We start from the raw sequence: 21,699 nt of genomic DNA on the forward strand, positions 1-21,699 counted from the left end.
ATGTCGCAAGGATTGATCGATGCGCAGATCGGCGCCAAAGCGGATGCGGCTCACACAGCCGGTCGAGAGTCGGGCGGTGGACGCTTTTCGCGCCGCACGTTTCTGAAGTTCAGCGCGACGGTAGGCGCGGCAGCGGGCGGCGGCCTGCTGCTCGGTTTCAGCCTGCCGGTGCTAAGCCAGGGGCAAAACCAGGAACTGGAGCAGGGGCCGTCCGGCAAATCGGTGGTCGGCGGCGACGCGAGCGAGCCCGCGCCGGCTGGCGTATTCGCGCCGAACGCCTTCATTCAGATCGACACCACCGGCAAGGTCGCGCTGGTGATTCCGAAGGTCGAGATGGGACAGGGCGTCTACACGTCGATCCCCATGCTGATCGCGGAAGAACTCGAAGTGCCGCTCGACAGCGTCACCGTGGACCACGCCCCGCCCAACGAAAAGCTGTTCACGGACCCGCTGCTCGGCGGTCAGTTGACCGGCGGCTCGACCTCGATCCGTTACGCATGGGACCCGATGCGCAAGGCCGGTGCGACCGCGCGCGTGCTGCTGATCAACGCTGCGGCGCAGCAATGGCAGGTCGATCCGGCCACCTGTCACGCACAGGCTGGCCAGGTGCTTCACGCGGCCAGCAATCGCAGCATCGGCTACGGTCAACTTGTGGGTATCGCGGCGAAGCTGCCGGCGCCGCAGAATGTGCCGCTCAAGGACCCGAAGGACTTCAAGCTCATCGGCACCTCGGCTAAACGCCTCGATTCGCCGGAAAAGGTGGACGGCAGCGCCGTGTTCGGCCTCGACGTGCGGCTGCCGGACATGGTCTATGCGGCAATCTCGACGTGTCCGGTGTTCGGCGGCACGCTCGGCAGCGTCGACGACAGCGCCGCGAAGAAAATCCCCGGCGTGCGCCAGGTGATCAAGGCAGACAACGCGGTGGCCGTGATCGGCGACCACACGTGGGCCGCCAAGCGCGGCCTCGCGGCGCTCGTCATCACCTGGAACGAAGGCGCGGGCGCCAATCTGTCGATGAAGCAGATCGTCGACGATCTCGCCGCCGCCGCCGACCACGGCACGGGCGCCGTCGCGCGCAAGGACGGCGACGTGGGCAAAGGCTTCTCGGACGCCAAAACGCGTATCGACGCGGTCTATCAGCAGCCGTTCCTCGCTCACGCGACCATGGAGCCGGTCAACTGCACGGTGCACGTGCGTCCCGACGGCTGCGACATCTGGCTGGGTACCCAGGTGCCGACCCGCATCGTCGACACGGCTGTCAAGATCACCGGTCTGCCCGCCGACAAAATCACGGTGCATAACCACCTGCTGGGCGGCGGTTTCGGGCGCCGGCTGGAATTCGACATGGCGACCCAGGCGCTCAAGATCGGCAAGCAACTGTCGGTGCCGGTCAAGGTGGTCTGGACGCGCGAGGAAGACATCCAGCACGACATGTACCGGCCGTACTACTACGACAAGATTTCCGCCGGGCTCGACGCCAACGGCAAGCCGATTGCCTGGCAGCACCGCATCGTCGGCTCGTCGATTCTGGCGCGTTTTGCGCCGCCGGCCGTCCAGCACGGCGTCGATCCCGACGCGGTGGAAGTGGCGTCGGATCTGCCCTACGACCTGCCCAACCAGTTGATCGACTACGTGCGTCAGGAGCCACGCACGGTGCCCACCGCGTTCTGGCGCGGCGTCGGCCCGACGCGCAGCACTTTCGTGGTGGAGAGTTTTATCGACGAACTGGCCGCGCAAGCCAAGGTGGATCCGGTGAAATACCGGCGCGATCTGCTCGGCAAAACGCCGCGTGCGCTGAACGTGCTCGACACCGCCACCCGCGCGGCCGGCTGGGGCAGCACGAGCCTGCCGCAGGGACAAGGCCGCGGCGTCTCGGTGATGCATGCATTCGGCAGCTTCTTCGCGATGGTCGCGGACGTCACCGTCGACGAGGGCGAGGTGACGGTGAACCGCGTGGTCTGCGCAGTCGATTGCGGCATGACGGTCAATCCGAACACCATCGAGGCACAGGTGCAGGGCGGCATCATCTTCGGCATTACGGGGGCGCTGTACAGCGAGATCACGATCAAGGACGGACGCGTCGAGCAGAGCAACTTCACCGATTACCGCATGCTGCGTATCGACCAGACGCCCAACATCGACGTGCATATCGTCAAAAGCACGGAGGCGCCGGGCGGGATCGGCGAGCCCGGTACAGCGGCCCTTGCCGCCGCCGTGGCGAACGCGATCTATGCCGCGACCGGCAAACGCCTGCGCCAGTTGCCGGTGGGCAGCCAGTTGAAAACCGCCTGACCGGAGACCGACCATGATCAAGACACTGAAGGTTTTCGGGGCGGCGCTGGGTTTGGCCTTGCCGTTTGCCGTTGCATCGACGGCGCATGCCGCGGACGATGCGATGGTGCAGCGCGGCGCCTATCTGGCGAAGCTCGGCGATTGCGTGGCGTGCCACTCGGCGCCCAAAGGCAAGCCGTTCGCAGGCGGCCTGCCGATGTCGACGCCAATGGGCCAGATCTACACCACCAACATCACGCCCGACCCCGACACCGGGATCGGCCGTTATACGGAGGAAGATTTCGCCCGGGCCTTGCGCGAGGGCGTGGCGAAGGACGGCCACAACCTCTATCCGGCAATGCCGTATCCGTCCTACGCCAAGGTCAAGGACGACGACGTGCAGGCCCTCTATGCGTTCTTCATGAAGGGCGTGGCGCCGGTGCAGCAGGCCAATCGCGAATCCGCCATTCCGTGGCCGCTCAACATGCGCTGGCCATTGAAGCTATGGAACGTGGTGTTCCTCGATAAGGCCGTCTATCAGGACAAATCGGGCAAGGACGTGGCGTGGAATCGCGGCGCCTATCTGATCCAGGGGCTGGGACACTGCGGCTCTTGCCACACGCCGCGCGGCATCGCGTTCCAGGAGAAGGCGCTCGATGAAAGCGGCAGCGCGTATCTGACGGGCGCGGCGCTGGACGGCTGGTTCGCGGCGAATCTGACCCAGGAGCACAACGTCGGCCTCGGGCGCTGGTCGGATCAGGACCTCACGGCGTTTCTGAAGACTGGCGCGAATGCGCATGCCTCGGCGTTCGGCTCGATGACCAGCGTGATCAACAACAGCACGCAGGCCACCAACGACACCGATATCGCGGCGATGACGAGCTATCTGAAGTCGCTGCCGGCTGCGGGCGGCACGGGCGCGGCGCCGTATTCGTATGATGCGCAGGCGACCAAGGTGTCGTTGACGCGTCCGGCGAACGATGCCGGCGCGCGCGTCTACACGGCCTATTGCATGCACTGTCACGGAGTGGATGGCCGGGGGTTCGCGCCGATGCTGGCGCCGCTCGCGGGCAATCCGAATGTGCTGGAGCACGACGCGTCGTCGCTGATCAACGTGACGTTGAACGGCACCGGCGATCTGGTGATCCAGGGCATTCCGGCGCCTTATCCGATGCCGAAGTACGCGCCGGTGCTGACCGACAGGCAGATCGCCGATGTGCTGACCTTCGTGCGCGCGGGATGGAACAACGGTGCGCCGGCGGTGAGTGCCGAGGAAGTGGCGAAGCTGCGCAAGTCGACGCAGGCGGCGAGGTAGATACCGGCGTGGGCTGATTGACGGTGTCTGGTCGCGGGCAGTAACCGCAGTCAGTCCAGCGACAAGAAAAAAGCGGCAACCGAAGTATTACCGGTTGCCGCTTTTCATTTTTAGTCGCGCCGTTTCAGCGATGCTGCCCGATCTTCTGCCGCTTCTCCAGCGCCCGCGCATACCAGGTGAGCGGAAAGCACATCGCGAAGTAAATCAGCGCCACCATCCCGTAGATGGGAAATGGCCGGAATGCCGCGTTGGTGATCATGGTGCCGGTCTTGGTCAGTTCGGTGAAGCCGATGATGGACGTCAACGCCGTGCTTTTCACCACCTGCACCAGGAACCCGACGGTCGGCGCCACCGCAATCTTGCGCGCCTGCGGCCAGACGATATAACGCAACTGCTGGCCGAACGTCATGCCGAGACTCGCGCCCGCGGCCCATTGACCGCGCGCCACGGCTTCGACGCAGCCGCGCCAGATATCGACGAGGTAGGCGCTGGTGTAGAGCGTCAACGTGACGGTGGCCGCGGTCCACGGCGAGACGTCCACGCCGAGCAGCGGCAGGCCGAAGAAGGCCAGAAACAGTTGCATCAGCAAGGGCGTGCCCTGGAACAGCTCCACGTAGACCGACACCGCGCGCCGCAGCCAGGGCAGCGGCGAGACCCGCATGGCCAGCAGCACGAATCCCACCAGACCTCCGCATACAAAGGCGATCAGCGACAGCAGCACTGTCCAGCGCGCGGCCAGCAGCAGATTGCGGGCGATATCCCACAGCGTGAATTCGACCATGATCAGCGCTCCGTCAAGGCGGTGCGGCCGCCGCGCCACGCGAACAGGACGCGCCAGCCGCGCGGCTCGTCCGGACGATGCGGCAGGCGGCCGGCGAACAGGCCGCGGGCGAGCCAGTTGAGCACCTGGCGCAACACGATGGAGAGCACCAGATAGGTCACGGTGACGATCACGTAGCTTTCGAACGAACGGAAATTGCGCGACTGGATGAAGTTCGCCGCGTAGGTCAGATCCGGCACGGAGATCTGCGAGACGACGGCCGAGCCGAGCATCACGATCAGCACCTGGCTTAGCAGCGACGGGAACACGTTGGCCAGCGCCTGCGGCAGCACGACGTGGCGGAACACCTGGCGTGCGCGCAAGCCGAGCGCCTCGGCCGCCTGGACCTGGCCGCGCGAAATGGATTCGATGCCGGCCCGCACGATCTCGATGGCATAGGCGCCGAGATTGACGGTCATCGCCAGAATGGCGGCCTGAATTTCGTCGATATGAATGCCGAGGCTCGGCAAGCCGAAGAACACGAAAAATAGCTGCACGATGAACGGCGTGTTACGGATCAATTCCACATACGCCGCGGTGAGCGCGCGCGCCCAGCGCGGCCCGGCCACCGCGACGAGCGCGCCGCCGATGCCGACCAGGCCGCCCAGCACGGTGGACACCGCCGTGAGTCCCAAAGTAACCGCCGTACCGCGCGCGAGCATGCCGACGTAGACGCCGAAGCCGCTGAAATCGAACGCATAACTCATGACATGCTGCTCATCGTGAAACAGGCTCCATCGGAGATTGGGTCAAAGCGCGGTCAATGCGCTTCCAGGCCGCGGCCAGGGCGCGCCCGACCGGTCGACCCGAAAAAGGCCCCAAAAAAGGCCCAAAAAAAGGTTATAAATCGCCGGGCAGCGGCGCCCGCAGCCATTTCTGCGAAATCGCGTTCAGGGTGCCGTCCTTGCGGGCGCGGGCAATCGTGTCGTCGATTTTCTGCTTCAGGCGCGGTTCGTTCTTGTTCAGGCCCACGTGATCGGGCGAGCTGAACAGCGCGAACTTCTGCTCGGGATCGTTCGGCGGATGACGCGCGAGGATCGTCGCCCCCACGTCGTTGCCCACCACCATCAACTGTACCTGACCAGAAAGAAACGCCGAAATTGCGCCGTTGGGGTCGTCGAAACGTTTGATGGTGGCCGTCGGCGGCGCGATCTTGCTGACGCTCAGGTCTTCCAGCGTGCCGCGCGCCACCGAAATGGTCTTGCCGGCGAGGTCGGCCGCGTTTTTCACCGGCAGGCTTTTCGGGCCGAACACGGCGAGATAGTAGGGCGCATAGGGCTGCGAGAAATCGATCACTTTCTCGCGCTCCGGCGTTTCGCCGACCGACAGCAGCATGTCGGCCTTATGGTCGGTGAGGTAGGCCATGCGGTTGTCGCCCGTCACCTGGACCAGTTCGACCTTCGCGTTGAGCGCCTTGCCGATCAGGTTGGCGACGTCGATGTCGTAACCTTGCGGCTTCATGTCCGGGCCAATCGAGCCGAACGGAGGATAGTCTTCGAACACGCCGATCCGCACCACGCCCGACTGGGCGATGGTGTCCAGCGCGTCGGCATGGGCAAGCGGGGCGACGAAAGCGGACAGCGCGGCGACGGCGGCGAATGTCAGCGCGCTGGCCGCGCCGGCCAGAAGGCTGTGGGCGCGGCGGCGGCCGTGCGGCGCGGATGCATCAGGTGCGGTCATGGTCGTTCCTCTGTCGAAAACGTGCGTGATGACGTTGGCGTGGGCCGGGGCGAGCGAAGCGGTACGAACTTCAGTGAGGCGACGAACCTGTTGCGGGTAGTCGCACTTTAAGTTTGCCAAAATCACGCAACAACTGAAATCTCTGCATAGGCGTCATGACGTAGGCTCATGCGTGGCGCTTCGAAACCGGGTCGGCACGCGAGCGGAAGATTTTTGATCGCATTATGATGCGAAAGCCCTATGGCCCGCAGCGAAGGCGCGGGTGGTCCGCTCGCCGTCCCCGCCGGCGATGCATTTTCCTGATACCTGGACGGCGCCCATGCGACGACTTCCTCCGCTGAACGCCCTGCAGATCTTCGAGACGGTGGCGCGGCATCGCAGCTTCACGCGTGCGGCCGATCATCTGTGCCTCACGCAAGGCGCGGTCAGCCGGCAGATTCTCGCGCTTGAGGACTATTACAAGTTTCCGCTTTTCAGACGTCAGGCGAAGGGGCTCACGCTCACGGCCGAAGGCGAGTTGCTGCTGCCGGCGGTGAAGGAGAGCTTTGCGCGGATCGAGGAAATCTCGCTGCGCCTCACGCGCCAGCGCACCGATCTGGCCTTGAAGGTGCCGACCTGCGTGATGCGCTGGATGCTGCCGAAGATCATGCAGTTTCAGGCCGAGTATCCGGATCTGCATGTGCAGATCACCACCGCCTGGCAACACGACGTGGATTTCCAAAGCGAACCGTTCGACGCGGCCATCATCTACGGCACCTCGCCGGGCGCGGACGTGCAGGCGCTGGCGCTCTTCGAGGAACGCCTCACGCCGGTTTGCACGCCGGAGCTGCTAACCGGCAAGCCGCTCGACAGCGTCGCCGATCTGGCGCGCCACACGCTGCTGCATCCAACCCGCGACCATCGCGACTGGAAGATGTGGCTCGATCATGTCGATGCACGCGACGTCGACGCCGCTCATGGTCCGAGCTTCGACACGCTCGATCTGGCGACCAATGCGGCCCTGCAAGGATTTGGCGTCGCCATCAGCGACCTGGCGCTGATCGACGAGGACGTGGCGGCGCGGCGCCTGGTGCGGCCGTTCGATGCGGTGCTGACGACCGGCGCGCGCTATTACTTCGTCTATCCGGACTGCGTGGCGCATCAGCAGAAGGTCAATCTGTTCCGCGAATGGATTGCGCAGCGTTGGGCGCAGTGAGGACGAGCGCGCGGGCGCGGTCCGCGCATGGCCCTCGCGCGGATCGACGCCGCTCGCCCGGCCTCACGGCGCAAACGACAGAAACAGATACGCCGCGAACAGCGAGAGATGTACCGCTCCTTGCAGGATCGTCGTGCGCCCGGTGCTCAGGGTGAGGGTGCCGACCAGCAAGGTCAGCGCCAGCATCACCATCTCCTTGCCGTTGATGCCGAGCACGAGCGGCTGACCGGTCCATAGAAATACAGCGGCCACGGTCGGAATGGTCAGGCCGATACTCGCGAGCGCCGAACCGAGCGCCAGATTCAGGCTGTTCTGCAAGCGGTCGGCCCGCGCCGCGCGAATCGCGGCGAGCCCCTCGGGCAGCAACACCAGCGCGGCGATCACGATGCCCACCACCGCCGGCGGCGCACCGATGTTCTGCACGGCCGTTTCCACCACCGGCGAGAGCAGCTTGGCGAGCAGCACCACGGCAACCAGGCACACCAGCAGCAACCCGCCGGCCAGCAAAGCCTGGGCGACGCTCGGCGGCTCGGCGTGCACGCTTTCGTCGGGCGTGGCGGCGAGAAAATAGTCGCGATGCCGCACGGTCTGCACGAACACGAACACGCCATACAGCACCAGCGACGACATCCCCGCAAAGGCCAGCTGCGACGACGACAGCAACGGCCCCTCACGCGTGGTGGTGAAATTCGGCATAACCAGCGTCAGCACCGACAACGACGCCAGTACCGCGAGCGTGGCCGCTGCGCCGCGCGCCTGAAAGTCCTGCTCGCGATGGCGGATACCGCCCACCAGCAAGCAGATGCCGACGATGCCGTTGCACACGATCATCACCGCGGCGAACACGGTGTCGCGCGCGAGGCCAGCTTTCTCGGGACCGGAGGTGAGCATCACGGAGACGATCAGCGCGACCTCGATTACCGTGACGGCCACCGCCAGCACCAGCGTGCCGAACGGTTCGCCCACCCGATGCGCGACCACCTCCGCATGATGCACGGCGGCGAACACCGCGCCGGCGAGCGCCACGCCGACCAGCGCCAGCAGCACGCCGTGTCCCGGCAGCACATAGGCGGCGGCCAGAATCAGCCACGCGGCAAGCGGTGTTCCAATGGTCCAGCGAGGCAGCGCGGGCGAATTCGTCGTCATCCGGTTGATCCTTTTTTAATGCTTATGCAGGTGAAGGGCGAGGCGCGCCGGTGCTGATCGTGTCCGGCCTGGCGGTGGGAAATACGTCCCGCCGGTTGCCCTTGCAGCGCGGCTGCAACCTTGGGGCAGTGAGCCGGGAAGCGAATCGGGAAGCGGCGCCAGTACATTAAACTATAACGAAGATGCATCGCCCGCGAAGGCGAGTTTTCAAGGAGACGTTGTGATTAGAAGCCAGGAAACCCTGAATCTGTTGCTCGACAGCATTATCCGTTTTGTGCGTGAACGGCTGGTGCCGAATGAGGAAATCGTCGCGGAAACCGACCAGATTCCCGCCGCCTTGTTGCAGGAGATGAAGGACCTCGGTCTGTTCGGATTATGTCTGCCGGAGGAGTACGGCGGCCTCGGCCTGACCATGGAAGAAGAAGTGCTCGCCGCCATCGAACTCGGCAAGACCTCGCCGGCGTTTCGTTCGGCAATCGGCAGCAACAACGGCATCGGCTCGACGGGTATCGTCATCGACGGCACGCCTGCACAAAAAGAGAAGTATCTGCCGCGACTGGCCTCGGGCGAGCTGATTGGCTCGTTTTGCCTGACCGAGCCCGAAGCGGGCTCGGACGCCGCGTCGCTCAAAACCACCGCCGTGCGTGACGGCGGTCACTACGTGCTGAACGGCACCAAGCGCTTCATCACCAACGCGCCGGAAGCCGGGCTTTTCACCGTGATGGCGCGCACCGACCCCGCCGCCAAAGGCGCGGGCGCCATCTCCGCGTTCGTCGTGGAAGCGGGGACGCCGGGACTCTCGCTCGGCAAGATCGATCGCAAGATGGGGCAGAAGGGCGCGCATACCTGCGACGTGATCTTCGACAACTGCCGGGTGCCGGTGGCCAATCTGATCGGCGAGCGGGAGGGAGTCGGTTTCAAGACCGCCATGAAGGTCCTCGACAAGGGACGTCTGCATATCGCCGCCGTGGCGACCGGCGCGGCCGAACGCATGCTCGCGGACGCGCTGCGCTATGCCATGGAGCGCAAGCAGTTCGGCAAGGCGATCGTCGAATTCGAGCTGATCCAGGCCATGCTTGCCGACAGCAAGGCCGAGATCTACGCGGCGCGCTGCATGATCGTGGATGCCGCCCGCCGCCGCGACGCCGGCGAGCGCGTCACGAGCGAAGCCTCATGCGCGAAGATGTTCGCCACGGAAATGTGCGGGCGCGTGGCGGATCGTGCCGTGCAGATTTTCGGCGGCGCGGGTTATATGAGCGAGTATGGGATCGAGCGGTTCTACCGTGACGTGCGCCTGTTCCGCATTGACGAAGGGACGACGCAGATCCAGCAGATTGTGATTGCGCGTGAGATGCAGCGCGGTTTCGAAGGCTGAGCGTCTGACGAAACAGGCACAACCCCCGGCCCTGCGGGGTTGCGCCCGGTCTGCTGCGCTTACTGGCCGATCGGACGGATCGTCAGGTCGTTCTTCACCGAAGTCACGCCTGCTACGCCTTGTGCGGCTTGCGTGGCGATGTCGACTTGCGGTTGTTCCGGCACGGAGCCTTCCAACGTCACTGCGCCGCTACGAGCACGGACGGTGATGTTGGTTACGCTGAGGCCCTTGGTGCGCGACAGCGTCTTGCGCACGCTGCGTTGCAGGGCGCGGTTCGCGGCCTTGGTCGACTTGGCGCTCGGCGCGGCTGCGGACATTGCGCCCGATGCTGCCATGGCGTCGCTGCTTTGCGCATAAGCGTTGAGGGATGCCACGACGATGAGCGCGCCACCGATGACCTTGATTGCCTGGAATGCTTTCATTCTAGTTTCTCCTGTTGTCATGATTCTTCACGATTCCGGACGGAACCGCAGGATTGCACCAACCGGTACTGCGGGATCAAAGCTGAGTGAAACGGTGCTGCGAGTGATGCAAACCTGTCTGCTGATCAAGCGGGCCGAGGCACGTGCAAGCCTGCCAAGGCTTGTGGGTGACCGGAATGTAACAATACTCTACTTGTAAGAATTTAGAACTCAATCGTGAGCGGAAATGCTGCTTTGATACAACGGATTGCCGCGCAATCGCAACAAAGAGCCAGTCATGCCGCACCATTGCCATCCGACCTGAGTGGCGCACGGTCGGTTTTAGTTGAACAGGCAACCTTTATCGTCGCACGCCGCCATGACAGCACCATTGCTTCCCATCATCGCCTTGCACCGTGACGAGCTGCCGGCCGATACCCTCGAACTGGCGCGTTACATGGTCGGCAAGTACATCGTTCACGACGTGCCGCAAGGGCGCATGAGCGGGCGCATCGTGGAGACCGAGGCCTATCCCGTCGGCGATTCGACCAGCTATGCATTTATCGGCCGGCGTCCTCATAACGACGCGATGTTTCTGGCGCGCGGCCACGCCCACGTGCGACTCACTTACGGCGTGTCGTACATGTTCAACATGTCGAGCGAGGAGGAGGGAACCGGCGCCGGCATTCTGTTTCGCGCCATCGAGCCGCTCGAAGGCCTGCCGTTGATGCAGGCGCGGCGGCCCGGCGCGAGTCTGCGCGACCTCGCGCGCGGGCCGGGCCGGCTTTCGACCGCGCTTGGCATCGGAATGGCGTTCGATGGCGTCGATTTATGCGCGGGCCACGGTTTGTGGGTCGGCAGGGTCGAAGGGGAGGAGACGCCGGTGGCGGCCACCACGCGCATCGGGCTGTCGCGTGAAATGCATCATTTGCGGCGCTTTTATGTGCCGGGGAGCCCGTTTGTCAGCGGTCCGCGCAAGCTGCTGGTGGCGCTTTCGGCGATACGGCCCTGAGCGGCCCTGAGCACCGTTCCCCATCGCGGGGCATGGGCCGGCAGCTTCGACCGATGTTGCGACATTTAGCTTGACAGCCTGCCTGCAAACTTTACGAAACCGGCAATTGCTACTCAAATCCTGTCAGGTCCCGGCAATGTTAGGCGAGTTCCCCGATTACTCTTGCGGGATTTGCAAATATATATCTTGAAATCAAGGGTTTTCCCTCGGGACTCAGGTGTCTAGACTGGAACTACCCGCTTTTCACATGTCGTGTCAAGCGAAGTCAAAAAACCAGATCTGGAGGTAAGCCATCATGAAATCGCTCACCAAAGCTGTCGCGATTGCTGTCATCCTCGCCGCTCCGGTCGCCGCGTTCGCGCAGACCGCCGACACCAACCAGCAGCCGGTCACCCGCGCTGAGGTCAAGAGCCAGTTGATCCAGCTGGAACAGAACGGCTACAACCCGTCCGCGGCCAACGATCCAGCCTATCCGTCCGATGTCCAGGCCGCCGAACAACGCATCCAGCAGGAAAACCCGCCGGTCGCCCAGCAGGGTAACGCGGACACCAGCGGCTACGGGCCGTCGACGAGCGGTTCATCGGCCTCTGGCACGATGCAGCCCACGCAGCCGACCTCGCGTAACCAGGATGTGTACTTCGGTCATTAATCGGGTTGGGTAGTGCGGGGCGCCGCCGGGTTTCGATAACTTCTGGCGGCTCGCACTAACTGAATGAAGCAGATCCCGCGCGTCTGCGATGCGACACATGCACCGCACGACGCGCGGCTTAGCCGACCAGGCGGGCATTCACCCGGCGCACCGCCGCATCTGATGCGCGTGGCATATCCGCCAGCACAAATCCCAGAAACCTCCGCTGCCGCAAGGTAGCTTCGCCCAATCCGCACGGTTTGGGCTTTTTTTGCTGCCGCGGCATTCTGCCGTGCGGCGACGCTTCAGGGATGCTCGCCCGTGATGTAGAACTCGAGCTGCTGAATCGTGAACTGCTGCTCGGCGATGATGTTCTTCACCAAGTCACCGATCGACACCATTCCCACCAGCCTGTCCTGATCGATCACCGGCAGATGGCGCATGCGCCGCTCGGTCATCAATGCCATGCATTCGTCCGTGGTCTGTTTCAGATGCACGAAGCGCACCGCCTTGCTCATGATGTCGCGCACTGGCGTCGCTCTCGACGCACGATCCATCAGCACGACCTTGCGGGCATAGTCGCGCTCGGTGATGATGCCGGCGATGCTGTCGCCATCGGTCACGACCAGCGCGCCGATCTGCTTTTCCGCCATCAGTTTGATTGCGTCGTAGACGGAATCGTCCGCCGCAATCGTGAAAACGCCGTGATCAGGCTTCGATTTGAGTAGTTGGGCAACGCTAGTCATGGAGCGGCTCCGTATCGCAGTGCAGCACGCCGGCACATGACGTGCATTCGTGATGGAAGGCGATTCCAGTATAGGCGGCGTGGCCTCATCAGGCACTCATGGGCAAATACCTGGTCACTCGTGGCGAACTTTGTGCGATCGGCTCGCCCACTCGCCGTTGGTGCGCGAGCCGGTTGGAGCGGGGCGTGTGCACAGGCAAGTGTTCAAGGCCGTTTAGCGGTAAACTCCAGTTCCGTACTTTATCCCCGGTTGCTCACGGGTTCATGTCAGTGCCCTTGTCTAACGCCATGTCCACGCCTCACACTCCGTCGGTCGAAGACGGTCAATATAACGGCGAATGCGTCATTCTCGACGCGGTCGCCACGCTTCCCACCCGTTACGGCACTTTCACGTCTTACGTGTTTCGCGTCTGCGAAACCGGCGCCGAGCATCTCGCGCTCGTGATGGGCGACGTCGCCAACAACGAACCGGTGCTGACCCGCCTGCATTCGGAATGCCTGACCGGCGACGTGCTCGGCTCATACCGGTGCGATTGCGGCGAACAGCTCGACCTTGCGCTGCGCTACATCGCCGCCGAAGGCCGCGGCGTGCTGCTGTATCTGCGTGGTCACGAAGGCCGCGGCATCGGTCTGTCGAACAAGATTCGCGCTTATGCACTGCAGGAGCAGGGGCGCGATACGGTCGAGGCCAATCTCGATCTCGGCTTACCCGATGATTCGCGCGAGTACGATTCGGCGGCGGGGATTCTGCGCACGCTGAAGGTCACTTCGGTGCGCTTGATGAGCAACAATCCAAAGAAGTTCGACACCTTGTCGCAGCACGGCATTCCGGTGTGCGAACGGGTCGCGCTGGCGATTCCGATGCGCGAGGAAAACGAGCGTTATATCCGAACGAAGCAGGTCAAGTTCGGGCATTACTTCGACGAAAACGAGTAATGCATAGACTGCGCCTCAGCCGGCCTGGAGTGTGAGCGGCTGAGGGCGTCAGTTCAGCGGTATGGTCAGAGTGTGCGATTGCATGCGCACGCTGACCAGCCTGCCGCGATTACCCCCCCTTCGCCGCCGTCAACTGCGCATAAACGTCATGCGACAGTTGCAACAGAACCTTGCGGTCGATCCCACCCGAAACCGCATAGCCGTAATCTCCGTCCACCCAGTAGAACACGTTCACCGAGCCATCCTGATACAGCTTGAACGCGGTGGTGTTCGAATTCACGGTGCGATGTGAGATGCACAGCGTCACCCGTTCGTCGCCGGGTCCGCGATACATGAATTGCGCCACCGGGCCGTCCGCGCCGGGCAAGATTCGTCCGCCGCTCAGTTCGAAGCCGCTCTTGTCGAGCAGCGGCGCGTGAACGTCGGTGCCGAGCTTGTTCGACAGCCACCGCACGAAATCCTGATCGTGGTCCGTACCCTTGGTGGTATCCGGCACTTGCACTGCAGGCATATACACCACGTGCGCGATTGCAGCCTGGCGGGCAAGCCCATCCGACGCATCCGCACTGACCGGGCGTGTATCCGCGGAAGTGCCGGCGCCCGGCATAGCCATGCCCATCCCCGCGCCCGGCACGCTCTTGCCCATCTGCGTGCCCACGCCAATGCCGACGCCCAGCACCAGCGCCGCCGCCATCCCCGCGAACTGCGGCCAGTTAGCCGCGTCCAGCCAGCGCCGCTTCGGTGCCTGCGCCTGCTGCTGCAGACGCTTCGGCACCGGCTCGCTCAGCACGCGGTCGTAGCGGTCATGGAACATGTTGTTCAGCGAGAAATAGTCGCTGATCCGCGCAGCCAGTTCGGGATTCTGTTCGAGGGCGCGCTCCACCTGGGCGCGGCGTTCCTCGGACAGCGTGCCGTCCACATAAGCATGCAGTTCTTCTTCGCTGATCGGAGTGAGTTGTTCGTTCATCGCACCACCTGTAATTTCGCTCCGGGCTGGGTGCCCGCCATCAAAGCCCGTAGCCGTTCGCGCCCGCGCGACAGCCGCGACATCACCGTGCCGATGGGGATGTCCAGCGCCAGCGCCACGTCGGCGTAGCTCATTTCTTCCAGCCCGACCAGCAGCACGACTTCGCGTTGCTCGGTGGGCAGACGTTGCAGTGCGTAATCGAGATCGCGCATTTCCAGCGAGCGCGTCTGGTCCGACGCCACCGCGAATTCGCTTTCGGCGATGCTGTCGTCGTCCACCGACACATGCACCGCCCGCATCGACGCCTTACGCGCCTGATTCGCGAACACGTTGTGCATGATCGTAAACAGCCACGCGCGCAGGTCGGTGCCGGCCTGGAATAGCGCCGTGCGTCCCAGGGCGCGTTCGAGCGTGTCCTGCACCAGGTCGTCGGCGAGGTCCCGGTTGTTGATCAGCGCTCTTGCGTAGCGCCGCAACCTTGGGACGTGCTCCATCAATTCGTCACGGATATCCATTGCCCTTACCAGTGTGTGCCTCCAGGCCAGCCGCTGCGCGCGGCGGGCTTCCCCGTTGGGGCAGCAGAACCGCCGGTGGTCCGGGGGTTCTACTGGGAGAGGTGCTGCATCGCGTGCCTGGAGCGGCTGCGCGGCGGCGGTTCATTCATGCGAACACGCCTGTGCGCATTTTATTCCCGCCCTTAAACATCGAAGGAAATAAGTTTGCAGTTTGGCCCTGGCACTCGACGCGGCCTAACGCATGGTCATGAAGTCGGCGGCCCGCATCAGGCCATGCGCGTCAGCCGCGCCGGCCAGCACGTAACGCTGGTGGTACGCGCTCCAGGTGAGGAGCCGCAGCGTCCCCACGCGCTGCGCGCTCCATTGGGGCTGGGCGCTCATCGGCCGCGAACGCGCTGTTAGCAGGACCACCGGCTGGTCATAAGCGTTCAGGTAGATATATTCGGCGGCGCGGGCCACCGGGCCGAGTTTCAGGGTCCGCTGCCCGACGAGGCGCATGCCGACCGGCGCAAGATTGGGCGCGCCGCTGCTTGCCAGGAGCGAGGCGGGCGTCGATTCCGGCGCCGCTGCCGTACCCGAGGCCGCAGCGGTTGGTGCGGCGGCGGCCGCTGGCGCCGCGCTGCCGCCATGGGACGACCCGGCCGCAGCGCCTGGATGGTCGGCAAAAGCCCGCGCCAGCGCCATCACCGCGGCGTTGTTCAAGGCTTCGTCAGACACTTGCGACGCGGTCATCCAGCCGCTCGCCGCCAGCCCGGCCAGCACCACGGCGAGAACCAGAGCCAGCAAGGCGCGCAACGGATGCCGCCGAAGCCCCCGAACACGCCGGTTGAACCAGCCGCCGGACCCACCATGAGCACGCGCCTTGCCGGACGCGAGCGTGGGCAACGGTTCGTCGGTCGGCAGAAAGGTGTCCTGAATCTGCTGATTCAGCTTGCCGTAGAAGGCCACGCGCCGCGCCTCGCCCGGCCGTTTGCCGAGGTACTGACGCAGATGGGCGGCGCGTTCGGGCGCGAGAAAGCCGTCCGCATAGGCCTGGATATCGGTTTCGGAAAGCGCGGTTTCGGAAAGCGGCGGATCGCGCCGCGGGTCGGTCGGGTTCATGGTGGTCTTGCCAAAAGATTGCCTGTTGACCGGCTAACACGATCCTGTAGCCGTTTATTCCATGCATATATCCACGCATATACGACGCAAACCGCGTGCCGTGGCGGATTGCGGGAATAAACCTTCTGTCCCTGTGTTTGCGGGGAGGTAGATCGTCTAAAAATGCCCAAGGAGTCTTCGTGAACAGGTCCCCCTATCGCGCCTCGCAGCGCATCTGTGTGCCGTGCCGTCTTGCCGCCATCGGCGTGGTGGTCGCGGCCATGGCAGGCGGTTTCGCCTACGTGGCCGGCTGGCTCACACCGCAGCGGCTAACCACTCATCGCATCATCGACGCCTTCGAAGCGAATAGCGGCCCGCATGCGGGCTTTCGTCGCAATCATGCGAAAGGCGTATGCGTAGCCGGCTATTTCGATAGTAACGGCAACGGTGCGGCGCTTTCCAGTGCCGCTGTTTTTGCAAAAGGGCAAACCCCGGTCATCGGCCGCTTTGCGATTCCGGGCGGCAACCCGGGAGCGCCCGATACCAGCGTGCCGATCCGCAGCCTCGCCCTGATGTTCACGCAGCACGACGGCGAGCAATGGCGCACCGGCATGAATTCGGTGCCGGTGTTTGCCGTTCGGACACCTGAACAGTTCTATCAGCAACTGGTTGCCAGCAAACCCGATCCGGCGACGGCCAAGCCGGACCCGGCCGTGCTGAAGGCGTTTTACGCCGCCAATCCGGAGACGCAGCCGTTTCAGGCATGGGTGAAGGGCCACCCGCCGTCGTCCAGTTTTGCCAACGGCTCGTACTACAGCGTCAACGCGTTCAATTTCGTCGGCGCTGACGGCAACACGCACGCCGTGCGCTGGGCGATGGTTCCGGAAACACTGTACACGCCGATTACCGATGCGCAAAATGCCGAGAAGAGTTTTCTGGCGGCGGATCTCGAACAGCGTCTGCAAAGCGGTCCATTACGCTGGCATCTGATGGTGACGGTAGCCGCACCCGGCGACCCGGTCGACGACGCCACCCAGGCCTGGCCGGAGGGGCGCCAGCAGATCGATGCCGGCACGCTCGTGATCGATCACGAAACCTCGCAGGAAGACGGTCCGTGCCGCGACGTCAACTTCGATCCGACGGTCCTGCCTGCGGGCATCAAGACCTCGAACGATCCGCTGCTCGCCGCGCGTTCGGCGGCCTATGCGGTGTCCTATAACCGGCGCACTCGCGAAGAAGCGCTTAATCCCAACCTGCATCACCCGCAGCAAAACGGAGACCGGTCATGATGCCGACGCATTCCCAATTCAGCCCGCTACAAAGACTGCTGCACTGGACGATGGCGCTCGCGATTCTCGCGATGCTATTCGTCGGCATCGGCATGGTTGCGACCGTCTCGCACGCTCACAACACGCTGATTGCGCTGCATAGGCCGCTCGGTATCGCGATCCTGTTGCTGGTGCTGCTGCGCATCGCCGTGCGGCTTCGACGCGGCACTCCGCCGCTGCCGGACGATATGCCCGCGCTGCAACGCGTCGTCGCCAGGCTTTCGCATCTGGTGCTGTATGCGTTGATGCTGGCGATGCCGCTGGTCGGCTGGGCCATGCTCTCGGCGGCGGGTTATCCGGTGACGATGTTCGGCGCCATTCATCTGCCGCCGATCGTGCCGCACGACATTGCGCTGTACGCGTCGCTGCGGGCGTTGCATACGTATCTGGCGTTGGCGCTGTTTCTGGCCGTTTTGGGCCATCTCGCCGCGGCGCTGTTTCATGGACTGATTCGCCGCGACGGGGTGTTTTCGAGCATGGCGGGTGGCGGAGGGCGCGTGTAAAAAAGCACCTTCAGCTTTTCACCCGCTCCGAGCGCGGATCATAAGGCGCTTTCAGATGGACCGTGGCCGGCAGCAGATCGCCGGCCACGTCGATTTCATAACGGCCGCTCGTCAGATACGCCGTATCCGCTGCACCGTCCGGATTGTTGACGTAGCCCATCGCCACCGGACAGCCGAACGTGTGTCCAAAGGCCGCCGAACTGACGAAGCCCACCGGCTTGCCGTCGCGCAGGATTGCTTCGCCGCCCCACAGCATGCGATCGGCGGCGCCATCGGCAGTCAACACGACCATGCGACGGCGCAACGGCTCGGCACGCAGTTTCAGCAAGGCCTCGCGGCCGCGGAACGCAATCTCCTCGTCCAGCTTGCAGGCGAACGCCAGACCCGCTTCGAACGGGTTCGAGTCCGGCGTGAGTTCGCGGCCCCATGCGCGGTAGCCTTTCTCGATCCGCAGCGAATCGATTGCATAGTAACCGGCGTTCAGGAGACCAAAGCGCTTTCCGGCGGCATGCAAAGTCTCGTAGACGCCCGCCGCAAATTCGACCGGTACGTACAGTTCCCAGCCCAGCTCGCCGACATAAGTCAACCGCGTAGCCCGTACCGTGGCATAGCCGATGTCCACCTCGCGGCTCTGGCCGAACGCAAAGGCAGCGTTGCTCCAGTCGGCCTTCGAGACCGCTTGCAGCAGATCGCGCGAACGCGGACCCATCACCGCCAGCACGGCGTACTGGCCGGTGACATCGACCAGCGTGCAATGCCGGTCGTGCGGAATGGATTTTTCGAGGTAATCGAAATCGCGCGTGGTTTGCGCCGAGCCGGTGACGAGCAGGTATTGATCCTCGGCGAGGCGCGTCAGCGTGAAATCGGACTCGTAGGTGCCGCGCTCGTTGAGCATGCCGGTGTAGACGGTGGTGCCGGGCGGCACCGCGACATCGTTGGCGACGATGCCTTGCAGCACACTTTCGGCGTCGCGGCCTTTGACGAGGAATTTCGAAAACGACGTCATGTCGAACAGCGCCACGCCTTCACGGCATGCCCGATGCTCCGCGCCGCTCCACGGCAGCCAGTTCTGCTGGCCGAACGCGTATTCGATGTTCGCCTGGGCGGGGCTCGGCGCGAAGAAATTCGGCCGCTCCCAGCCCATTTTGCTACCGAAGCAGGCACCTGCATCGCGCAGCATCGGATAGAGCGGCGAACGACGGAACGGACGCGCGCTGTCGAGTTCGCGGTTCGGCCATGGCATCGCATAGTGCAGGCCGAGGGTTTCCTTGACGCGATCATGCAGCCAGCTGTCGTTGCCGTTAAAGCGCGCGAAGCGGCGGATGTCCACCGGCCACAGATCCATGGTCGGCGTACCCGCGACGATCCATTCCGCGAGCGCCATGCCGGCGCCGCCCGCCGAAGCGATCCCCATCGAATTGAAACCCGCGCCGACGAAGAAGCGGCGCAACTCCGGCGCTTCGCCGAGGATGAAATTGTTGTCCGGCGTGAACGACTCGGGGCCGTTGTAGAACTGCCGGATCTGCGCGGTTTCGAGCGCGGGCACGCGCTGCAAGGCGTTTTCCATCAGGACTTCGAACTGATCCCAGTCGTCGGGCAGCAACTGGAATTCGAAATTCTCGGGGATGCCGTTCATGCCCCAAGGCTTGGCGTTCGGTTCGAAGCCGCCCATCACGAGACCGCCCACTTCTTCCTTGAAGTAGATGAAACCATCGGGATCGCGCATCACCGGCAGATCGGGATGCACGCCGGCGATTCGCTCGGTGACGATGTAGTAATGCTCCGCCGAATGCAGCGGCACGGTGACGTCGCACAGACGCCCCACGGCTTTCGCCCACTGTCCCGCGCAGTTCACGACGACCTCCGCGCTCAGCGTGCCTTCGGCGCCGTCCTTGTTGCGCCACGCGAGCCCGCTCACTTCGCGGCCGCCCGCCGCCGGCTGGGTGTGAATGGCCGTGACCCGCGTGTTCTCGACGATTCGCGCGCCGCGTGTGCGGGCGCCGCGGGCGAGGGCCTGGGTGAGATCGGTGGGGTTGGCCTTGCCGTCGCCTGGCAGCCACACGGCGCCGAGCAGGTCGTCGGTGCGCATGACCGGCCAGAGCTCGCCGGCTTCCTGCGGGCTGATGACGTCGCAGGTTACGCCGTAGGCCCGCGCGACGGCGGCGGTGCGCTTGAGCTGCGTCATCCGCTCCGCCGTGCGCGCCACCGAGAGCGAGCCGCATTGCTTCCAGCCGGTGGCGAGGCCGGTGTTCGCTTCCAGCTCGGCATACAACGCGGTGGAGTAGCGGATCAGTTTGGTCATGCTTTCCTGGGCGCGCAATTGCCCCACCAGACCTGCCGCGTGCCAGGTGGTGCCGCAGGACAGTTGCCCCTGTTCGAGCAGGACGACGTCAGTCCAGCCCAGCTTCGTCAGGTGATACGCCACCGAGCAGCCGATGATGCCGCCGCCGATGATGACCACGCGGGCGTGTTGAGGAATTGCGGTAGACATGGAATGGGGTGCGTCCAACGAGAAATGTTGATATATGTGGAAATTATTGGAGATAGATTGCAGCAAAAAACCGCGGAATGCAACGCCGTCACGGAAAATTCATGCCATGTGGCGGCATATGAGTTGAATTCCGAAGGAAAAATAAGGTGAAAACTCCGCCGACCCTCTTGCGTTGCTTTGCGTGGAAATGTGTGGAAAAACCTATCCCATCGCTCACGCTTTTGCTAGACTGACCGGCACCTGAATCCTCCGCGTCCCGCATGTTCTCCACCCAGCGACAAGCCGAAATCCTGCGCCTCGTGCAGGCGCAGCGAACCTGCACGGTCATTGAACTGGCCGAGATTTTCGCCGTGTCCGACGAAACCATCCGCCGCGACCTCAAGCCATTGATCGCCGAAGGCGTGCTCATCAAGGTGCATGGCGGCGTGATGCTGCCTGGCCGGCTCGACGAGCCGCCGTTCCAGCGCCGCTTGCAGGAGAACCTCGAGGCGAAGCGGCTGATGGCGGCAAGCGTATGCGAGATGGTGCGCGACGGCGACTCACTGATTCTCGACGGCGGCACGACCTGCGTGCATATCGCCAATGCGTTGTGCGCGCGCTCGCGGCTGACGGTGGTCACCAACTCAGCGGAAATTGCCCGCACGCTCGCGCCACGCAACGGTAACCGCGTGTTCGTCGCCGGCGGCGAAGTGCGCGCCGACGACTGCGCCGCGTTCGGCGAGAGCGCGCTGACGTTTGTCCGCCAGTTTCACGTGCGTTACGCGATTGTCTCGGTCACGGCCATCGACGCGCAGGGCCGTTTTATGGACGCACAGCCCGACGACGTCGCGTATTCGCTGGCCGCATTCGCGCAGGCCGAGCGGCGTGTGGTCGCGGCGGATCACTCGAAGTTCGGGCATAGCGCGCTGGTGCACGCGTTTGGCTGCGACGCAGTGGACCTCCTGATCACGGATGAGGCGCCGTCACCGGCGCTTGCGCAGGTATTCGCCACGGCTGAGCTTGAAGTGCGCGTCGGCGCGCCGGCCTCCGCCGCGCCGGTTGATCCCGCGAGCGCAACGGCCTGAACGGTCGGTGCTGCGTGGGCACGGCGCAGCGTCAGCGCATTCCTGGCATATCTGCAAACATTTCCACCGTCACCTGTCAACGTTGCGCTAACGGCCATTTCCGGCCCATGCGAAAATAGCGGGTTAGCAACGGCGAACACAGTGCGCAACGGCAGGGCCGGTTATCGCAGGAGAACCTGGCGAATGCGCCGGCGCCCTGAAAAGCACGTTACGTCGCCACGCGCCAG

20 protein-coding genes are annotated in these 21,699 nt (G+C 64.0%); 10 read left to right on the plus strand and 10 right to left on the minus strand.

All coding sequences use genetic code 11. The annotated features are described in order from the left end of the window. Positions 1-2,292, plus strand: a complete 2,292-nt coding sequence (locus FQ755_RS13905) for a xanthine dehydrogenase family protein molybdopterin-binding subunit (RefSeq protein WP_144155064.1) — start codon at positions 1-3, stop codon at positions 2,290-2,292. Positions 2,293-2,305: 13 nt separating this feature from the next. Beyond that, positions 2,306-3,586, plus strand: a complete 1,281-nt coding sequence (locus FQ755_RS13910) for a c-type cytochrome (protein WP_144155066.1) — start codon at positions 2,306-2,308, stop codon at positions 3,584-3,586. Positions 3,587-3,710: 124 nt separating this feature from the next. Here the strand turns inward: FQ755_RS13910 and FQ755_RS13915 are convergent, their stop codons facing one another. From FQ755_RS13915 to FQ755_RS13925, 3 genes are all read right to left on the minus strand, one after another. Beyond that, on the minus strand, positions 3,711-4,367 hold the full coding sequence (locus FQ755_RS13915; RefSeq protein ID WP_144155068.1) for an amino acid ABC transporter permease: 657 nt from the start codon (positions 4,365-4,367) through the stop codon (positions 3,711-3,713). Between the two features lie 2 nt (positions 4,368-4,369). Continuing rightward, positions 4,370-5,113: an amino acid ABC transporter permease gene (locus FQ755_RS13920; RefSeq protein ID WP_144155070.1), complete on the minus strand. Its 744-nt coding sequence runs from the start codon at positions 5,111-5,113 to the stop codon at positions 4,370-4,372. A 133-nt stretch (positions 5,114-5,246) separates the two neighbouring features. Then, positions 5,247-6,086 carry a transporter substrate-binding domain-containing protein gene (locus FQ755_RS13925; RefSeq protein ID WP_260858570.1) on the minus strand — a complete coding sequence of 280 codons (840 nt, stop codon included), beginning with the start codon at positions 6,084-6,086 and terminating at the stop codon, positions 5,247-5,249. Positions 6,087-6,405: 319 nt separating this feature from the next. On the opposite strand from FQ755_RS13925, the gene FQ755_RS13930 reads away from it, so the two are divergent. Then, the gene (locus tag FQ755_RS13930; protein WP_144155072.1) at positions 6,406-7,281 is read left to right on the plus strand and encodes a LysR substrate-binding domain-containing protein; all 876 of its coding nucleotides are present in this window, start codon (positions 6,406-6,408) and stop codon (positions 7,279-7,281) included. 63 nt (positions 7,282-7,344) lie between these two features. On the opposite strand, the gene FQ755_RS13935 is transcribed toward FQ755_RS13930, so the two are convergent. Next, positions 7,345-8,427, minus strand: coding sequence for a calcium:proton antiporter (locus tag FQ755_RS13935; RefSeq protein ID WP_144155074.1), 1,083 nt, complete (start codon positions 8,425-8,427; stop codon positions 7,345-7,347). 220 nt (positions 8,428-8,647) lie between these two features. On the opposite strand from FQ755_RS13935, the gene FQ755_RS13940 reads away from it, so the two are divergent. Beyond that, positions 8,648-9,802 (plus strand): acyl-CoA dehydrogenase family protein, encoded by a 1,155-nt coding sequence (locus FQ755_RS13940; protein WP_144155076.1) that lies wholly within the window; start codon positions 8,648-8,650, stop codon positions 9,800-9,802. A 59-nt stretch (positions 9,803-9,861) separates the two neighbouring features. Here the strand turns inward: FQ755_RS13940 and FQ755_RS13945 are convergent, their stop codons facing one another. Continuing rightward, the gene (locus FQ755_RS13945) at positions 9,862-10,224 is read right to left on the minus strand and encodes a BON domain-containing protein (protein ID WP_144155078.1); all 363 of its coding nucleotides are present in this window, start codon (positions 10,222-10,224) and stop codon (positions 9,862-9,864) included. Positions 10,225-10,582: 358 nt separating this feature from the next. Here FQ755_RS13945 and FQ755_RS13950 point away from each other — a divergent pair, with 358 nt between their 5' ends. Together FQ755_RS13950 and FQ755_RS13955 are read left to right on the plus strand one after the other, a co-directional pair. Beyond that, a complete protein-coding gene (locus FQ755_RS13950; protein WP_144155080.1) occupies positions 10,583-11,215 on the plus strand; it encodes a DNA-3-methyladenine glycosylase in 633 nt (210 codons plus the stop codon). 295 nt (positions 11,216-11,510) lie between these two features. Next, positions 11,511-11,864 carry a DUF4148 domain-containing protein gene (locus tag FQ755_RS13955; RefSeq protein WP_144155082.1) on the plus strand — a complete coding sequence of 118 codons (354 nt, stop codon included), beginning with the start codon at positions 11,511-11,513 and terminating at the stop codon, positions 11,862-11,864. 284 nt (positions 11,865-12,148) lie between these two features. Here FQ755_RS13955 and FQ755_RS13960 read toward each other — a convergent pair whose 3' ends face one another. After that, positions 12,149-12,589 carry a CBS domain-containing protein gene (locus FQ755_RS13960; RefSeq protein ID WP_144155084.1) on the minus strand — a complete coding sequence of 147 codons (441 nt, stop codon included), beginning with the start codon at positions 12,587-12,589 and terminating at the stop codon, positions 12,149-12,151. Between the two features lie 287 nt (positions 12,590-12,876). Between FQ755_RS13960 and ribA the strand changes: the two genes are divergently transcribed. Further along, positions 12,877-13,524 carry a GTP cyclohydrolase II gene (ribA, locus tag FQ755_RS13965; RefSeq protein ID WP_144155086.1) on the plus strand — a complete coding sequence of 216 codons (648 nt, stop codon included), beginning with the start codon at positions 12,877-12,879 and terminating at the stop codon, positions 13,522-13,524. A gap of 109 nt (positions 13,525-13,633) precedes the next feature. Here ribA and FQ755_RS13970 read toward each other — a convergent pair whose 3' ends face one another. The 3 genes from FQ755_RS13970 to FQ755_RS13980 all read right to left on the minus strand — a co-directional run bounded on the left by FQ755_RS13970 (position 13,634) and on the right by FQ755_RS13980 (position 16,107). Continuing rightward, positions 13,634-14,491 carry an anti-sigma factor family protein gene (locus FQ755_RS13970; protein WP_144155088.1) on the minus strand — a complete coding sequence of 286 codons (858 nt, stop codon included), beginning with the start codon at positions 14,489-14,491 and terminating at the stop codon, positions 13,634-13,636. Next, positions 14,488-15,006: an RNA polymerase sigma factor gene (locus FQ755_RS13975; RefSeq protein ID WP_144155090.1), complete on the minus strand. Its 519-nt coding sequence runs from the start codon at positions 15,004-15,006 to the stop codon at positions 14,488-14,490. Before FQ755_RS13975 ends, FQ755_RS13970 begins: the two co-directional genes overlap by 4 nt. Before the next feature lie 234 nt (positions 15,007-15,240). Continuing rightward, complete coding sequence (locus FQ755_RS13980) at positions 15,241-16,107, minus strand: anti-sigma factor family protein (protein ID WP_144155092.1); 867 nt, start codon at positions 16,105-16,107, stop codon at positions 15,241-15,243. A 179-nt stretch (positions 16,108-16,286) separates the two neighbouring features. Here FQ755_RS13980 and FQ755_RS13985 point away from each other — a divergent pair, with 179 nt between their 5' ends. Both FQ755_RS13985 and FQ755_RS13990 read left to right on the plus strand, forming a co-directional pair. Further along, positions 16,287-17,375: a catalase family peroxidase gene (locus tag FQ755_RS13985; protein WP_313957452.1), complete on the plus strand. Its 1,089-nt coding sequence runs from the start codon at positions 16,287-16,289 to the stop codon at positions 17,373-17,375. Further along, a complete protein-coding gene (locus FQ755_RS13990) occupies positions 17,372-17,917 on the plus strand; it encodes a cytochrome b (protein WP_144155094.1) in 546 nt (181 codons plus the stop codon). Before FQ755_RS13985 ends, FQ755_RS13990 begins: the two co-directional genes overlap by 4 nt. Before the next feature lie 10 nt (positions 17,918-17,927). Here FQ755_RS13990 and FQ755_RS13995 read toward each other — a convergent pair whose 3' ends face one another. After that, a complete protein-coding gene (locus tag FQ755_RS13995; RefSeq protein WP_144155096.1) occupies positions 17,928-20,408 on the minus strand; it encodes an FAD-dependent oxidoreductase in 2,481 nt (826 codons plus the stop codon). A gap of 260 nt (positions 20,409-20,668) precedes the next feature. Between FQ755_RS13995 and FQ755_RS14000 the strand changes: the two genes are divergently transcribed. Then, entirely contained in the window at positions 20,669-21,472 is an 804-nt protein-coding gene (locus tag FQ755_RS14000) for a DeoR/GlpR family DNA-binding transcription regulator (RefSeq protein ID WP_144155098.1), read from the plus strand. Positions 21,473-21,699 lie beyond the last annotated feature (227 nt).

Source organism: Paraburkholderia sp. BCC1885 (genome assembly GCF_900996235.1).
Lineage (GTDB): Bacteria > Pseudomonadota > Gammaproteobacteria > Burkholderiales > Burkholderiaceae > Paraburkholderia.

Excerpts from the sequence above, each read along its gene's own strand:
- FQ755_RS13950 (WP_144155080.1), top strand. The coding sequence starts at position 10,583 with ATGACAGCACCATTGCTTCCCATCATCGCCTTGCACCGTGACGAGCTG.
- FQ755_RS13955 (WP_144155082.1), top strand. The coding sequence starts at position 11,511 with ATGAAATCGCTCACCAAAGCTGTCGCGATTGCTGTCATCCTCGCCGCT.
- FQ755_RS13980 (WP_144155092.1), bottom strand. The coding sequence starts at position 16,107 with ATGAACCCGACCGACCCGCGGCGCGATCCGCCGCTTTCCGAAACCGCG.
- FQ755_RS13975 (WP_144155090.1), bottom strand. The coding sequence starts at position 15,006 with ATGGATATCCGTGACGAATTGATGGAGCACGTCCCAAGGTTGCGGCGC.
- FQ755_RS13920 (WP_144155070.1), bottom strand. The coding sequence starts at position 5,113 with ATGAGTTATGCGTTCGATTTCAGCGGCTTCGGCGTCTACGTCGGCATG.
- FQ755_RS13925 (WP_260858570.1), bottom strand. The coding sequence starts at position 6,086 with ATGACCGCACCTGATGCATCCGCGCCGCACGGCCGCCGCCGCGCCCAC.
- FQ755_RS13970 (WP_144155088.1), bottom strand. The coding sequence starts at position 14,491 with ATGAACGAACAACTCACTCCGATCAGCGAAGAAGAACTGCATGCTTAT.
- FQ755_RS13995 (WP_144155096.1), bottom strand. The coding sequence starts at position 20,408 with ATGTCTACCGCAATTCCTCAACACGCCCGCGTGGTCATCATCGGCGGC.
- FQ755_RS13945 (WP_144155078.1), bottom strand. The coding sequence starts at position 10,224 with ATGAAAGCATTCCAGGCAATCAAGGTCATCGGTGGCGCGCTCATCGTC.
- FQ755_RS13905 (WP_144155064.1), top strand. The coding sequence starts at position 1 with ATGTCGCAAGGATTGATCGATGCGCAGATCGGCGCCAAAGCGGATGCG.
- FQ755_RS13915 (WP_144155068.1), bottom strand. The coding sequence starts at position 4,367 with ATGGTCGAATTCACGCTGTGGGATATCGCCCGCAATCTGCTGCTGGCC.
- FQ755_RS13960 (WP_144155084.1), bottom strand. The coding sequence starts at position 12,589 with ATGACTAGCGTTGCCCAACTACTCAAATCGAAGCCTGATCACGGCGTT.
- FQ755_RS13910 (WP_144155066.1), top strand. The coding sequence starts at position 2,306 with ATGATCAAGACACTGAAGGTTTTCGGGGCGGCGCTGGGTTTGGCCTTG.
- FQ755_RS13930 (WP_144155072.1), top strand. The coding sequence starts at position 6,406 with ATGCGACGACTTCCTCCGCTGAACGCCCTGCAGATCTTCGAGACGGTG.
- FQ755_RS14000 (WP_144155098.1), top strand. The coding sequence starts at position 20,669 with ATGTTCTCCACCCAGCGACAAGCCGAAATCCTGCGCCTCGTGCAGGCG.
- ribA (WP_144155086.1), top strand. The coding sequence starts at position 12,877 with ATGTCCACGCCTCACACTCCGTCGGTCGAAGACGGTCAATATAACGGC.
- FQ755_RS13990 (WP_144155094.1), top strand. The coding sequence starts at position 17,372 with ATGATGCCGACGCATTCCCAATTCAGCCCGCTACAAAGACTGCTGCAC.
- FQ755_RS13935 (WP_144155074.1), bottom strand. The coding sequence starts at position 8,427 with ATGACGACGAATTCGCCCGCGCTGCCTCGCTGGACCATTGGAACACCG.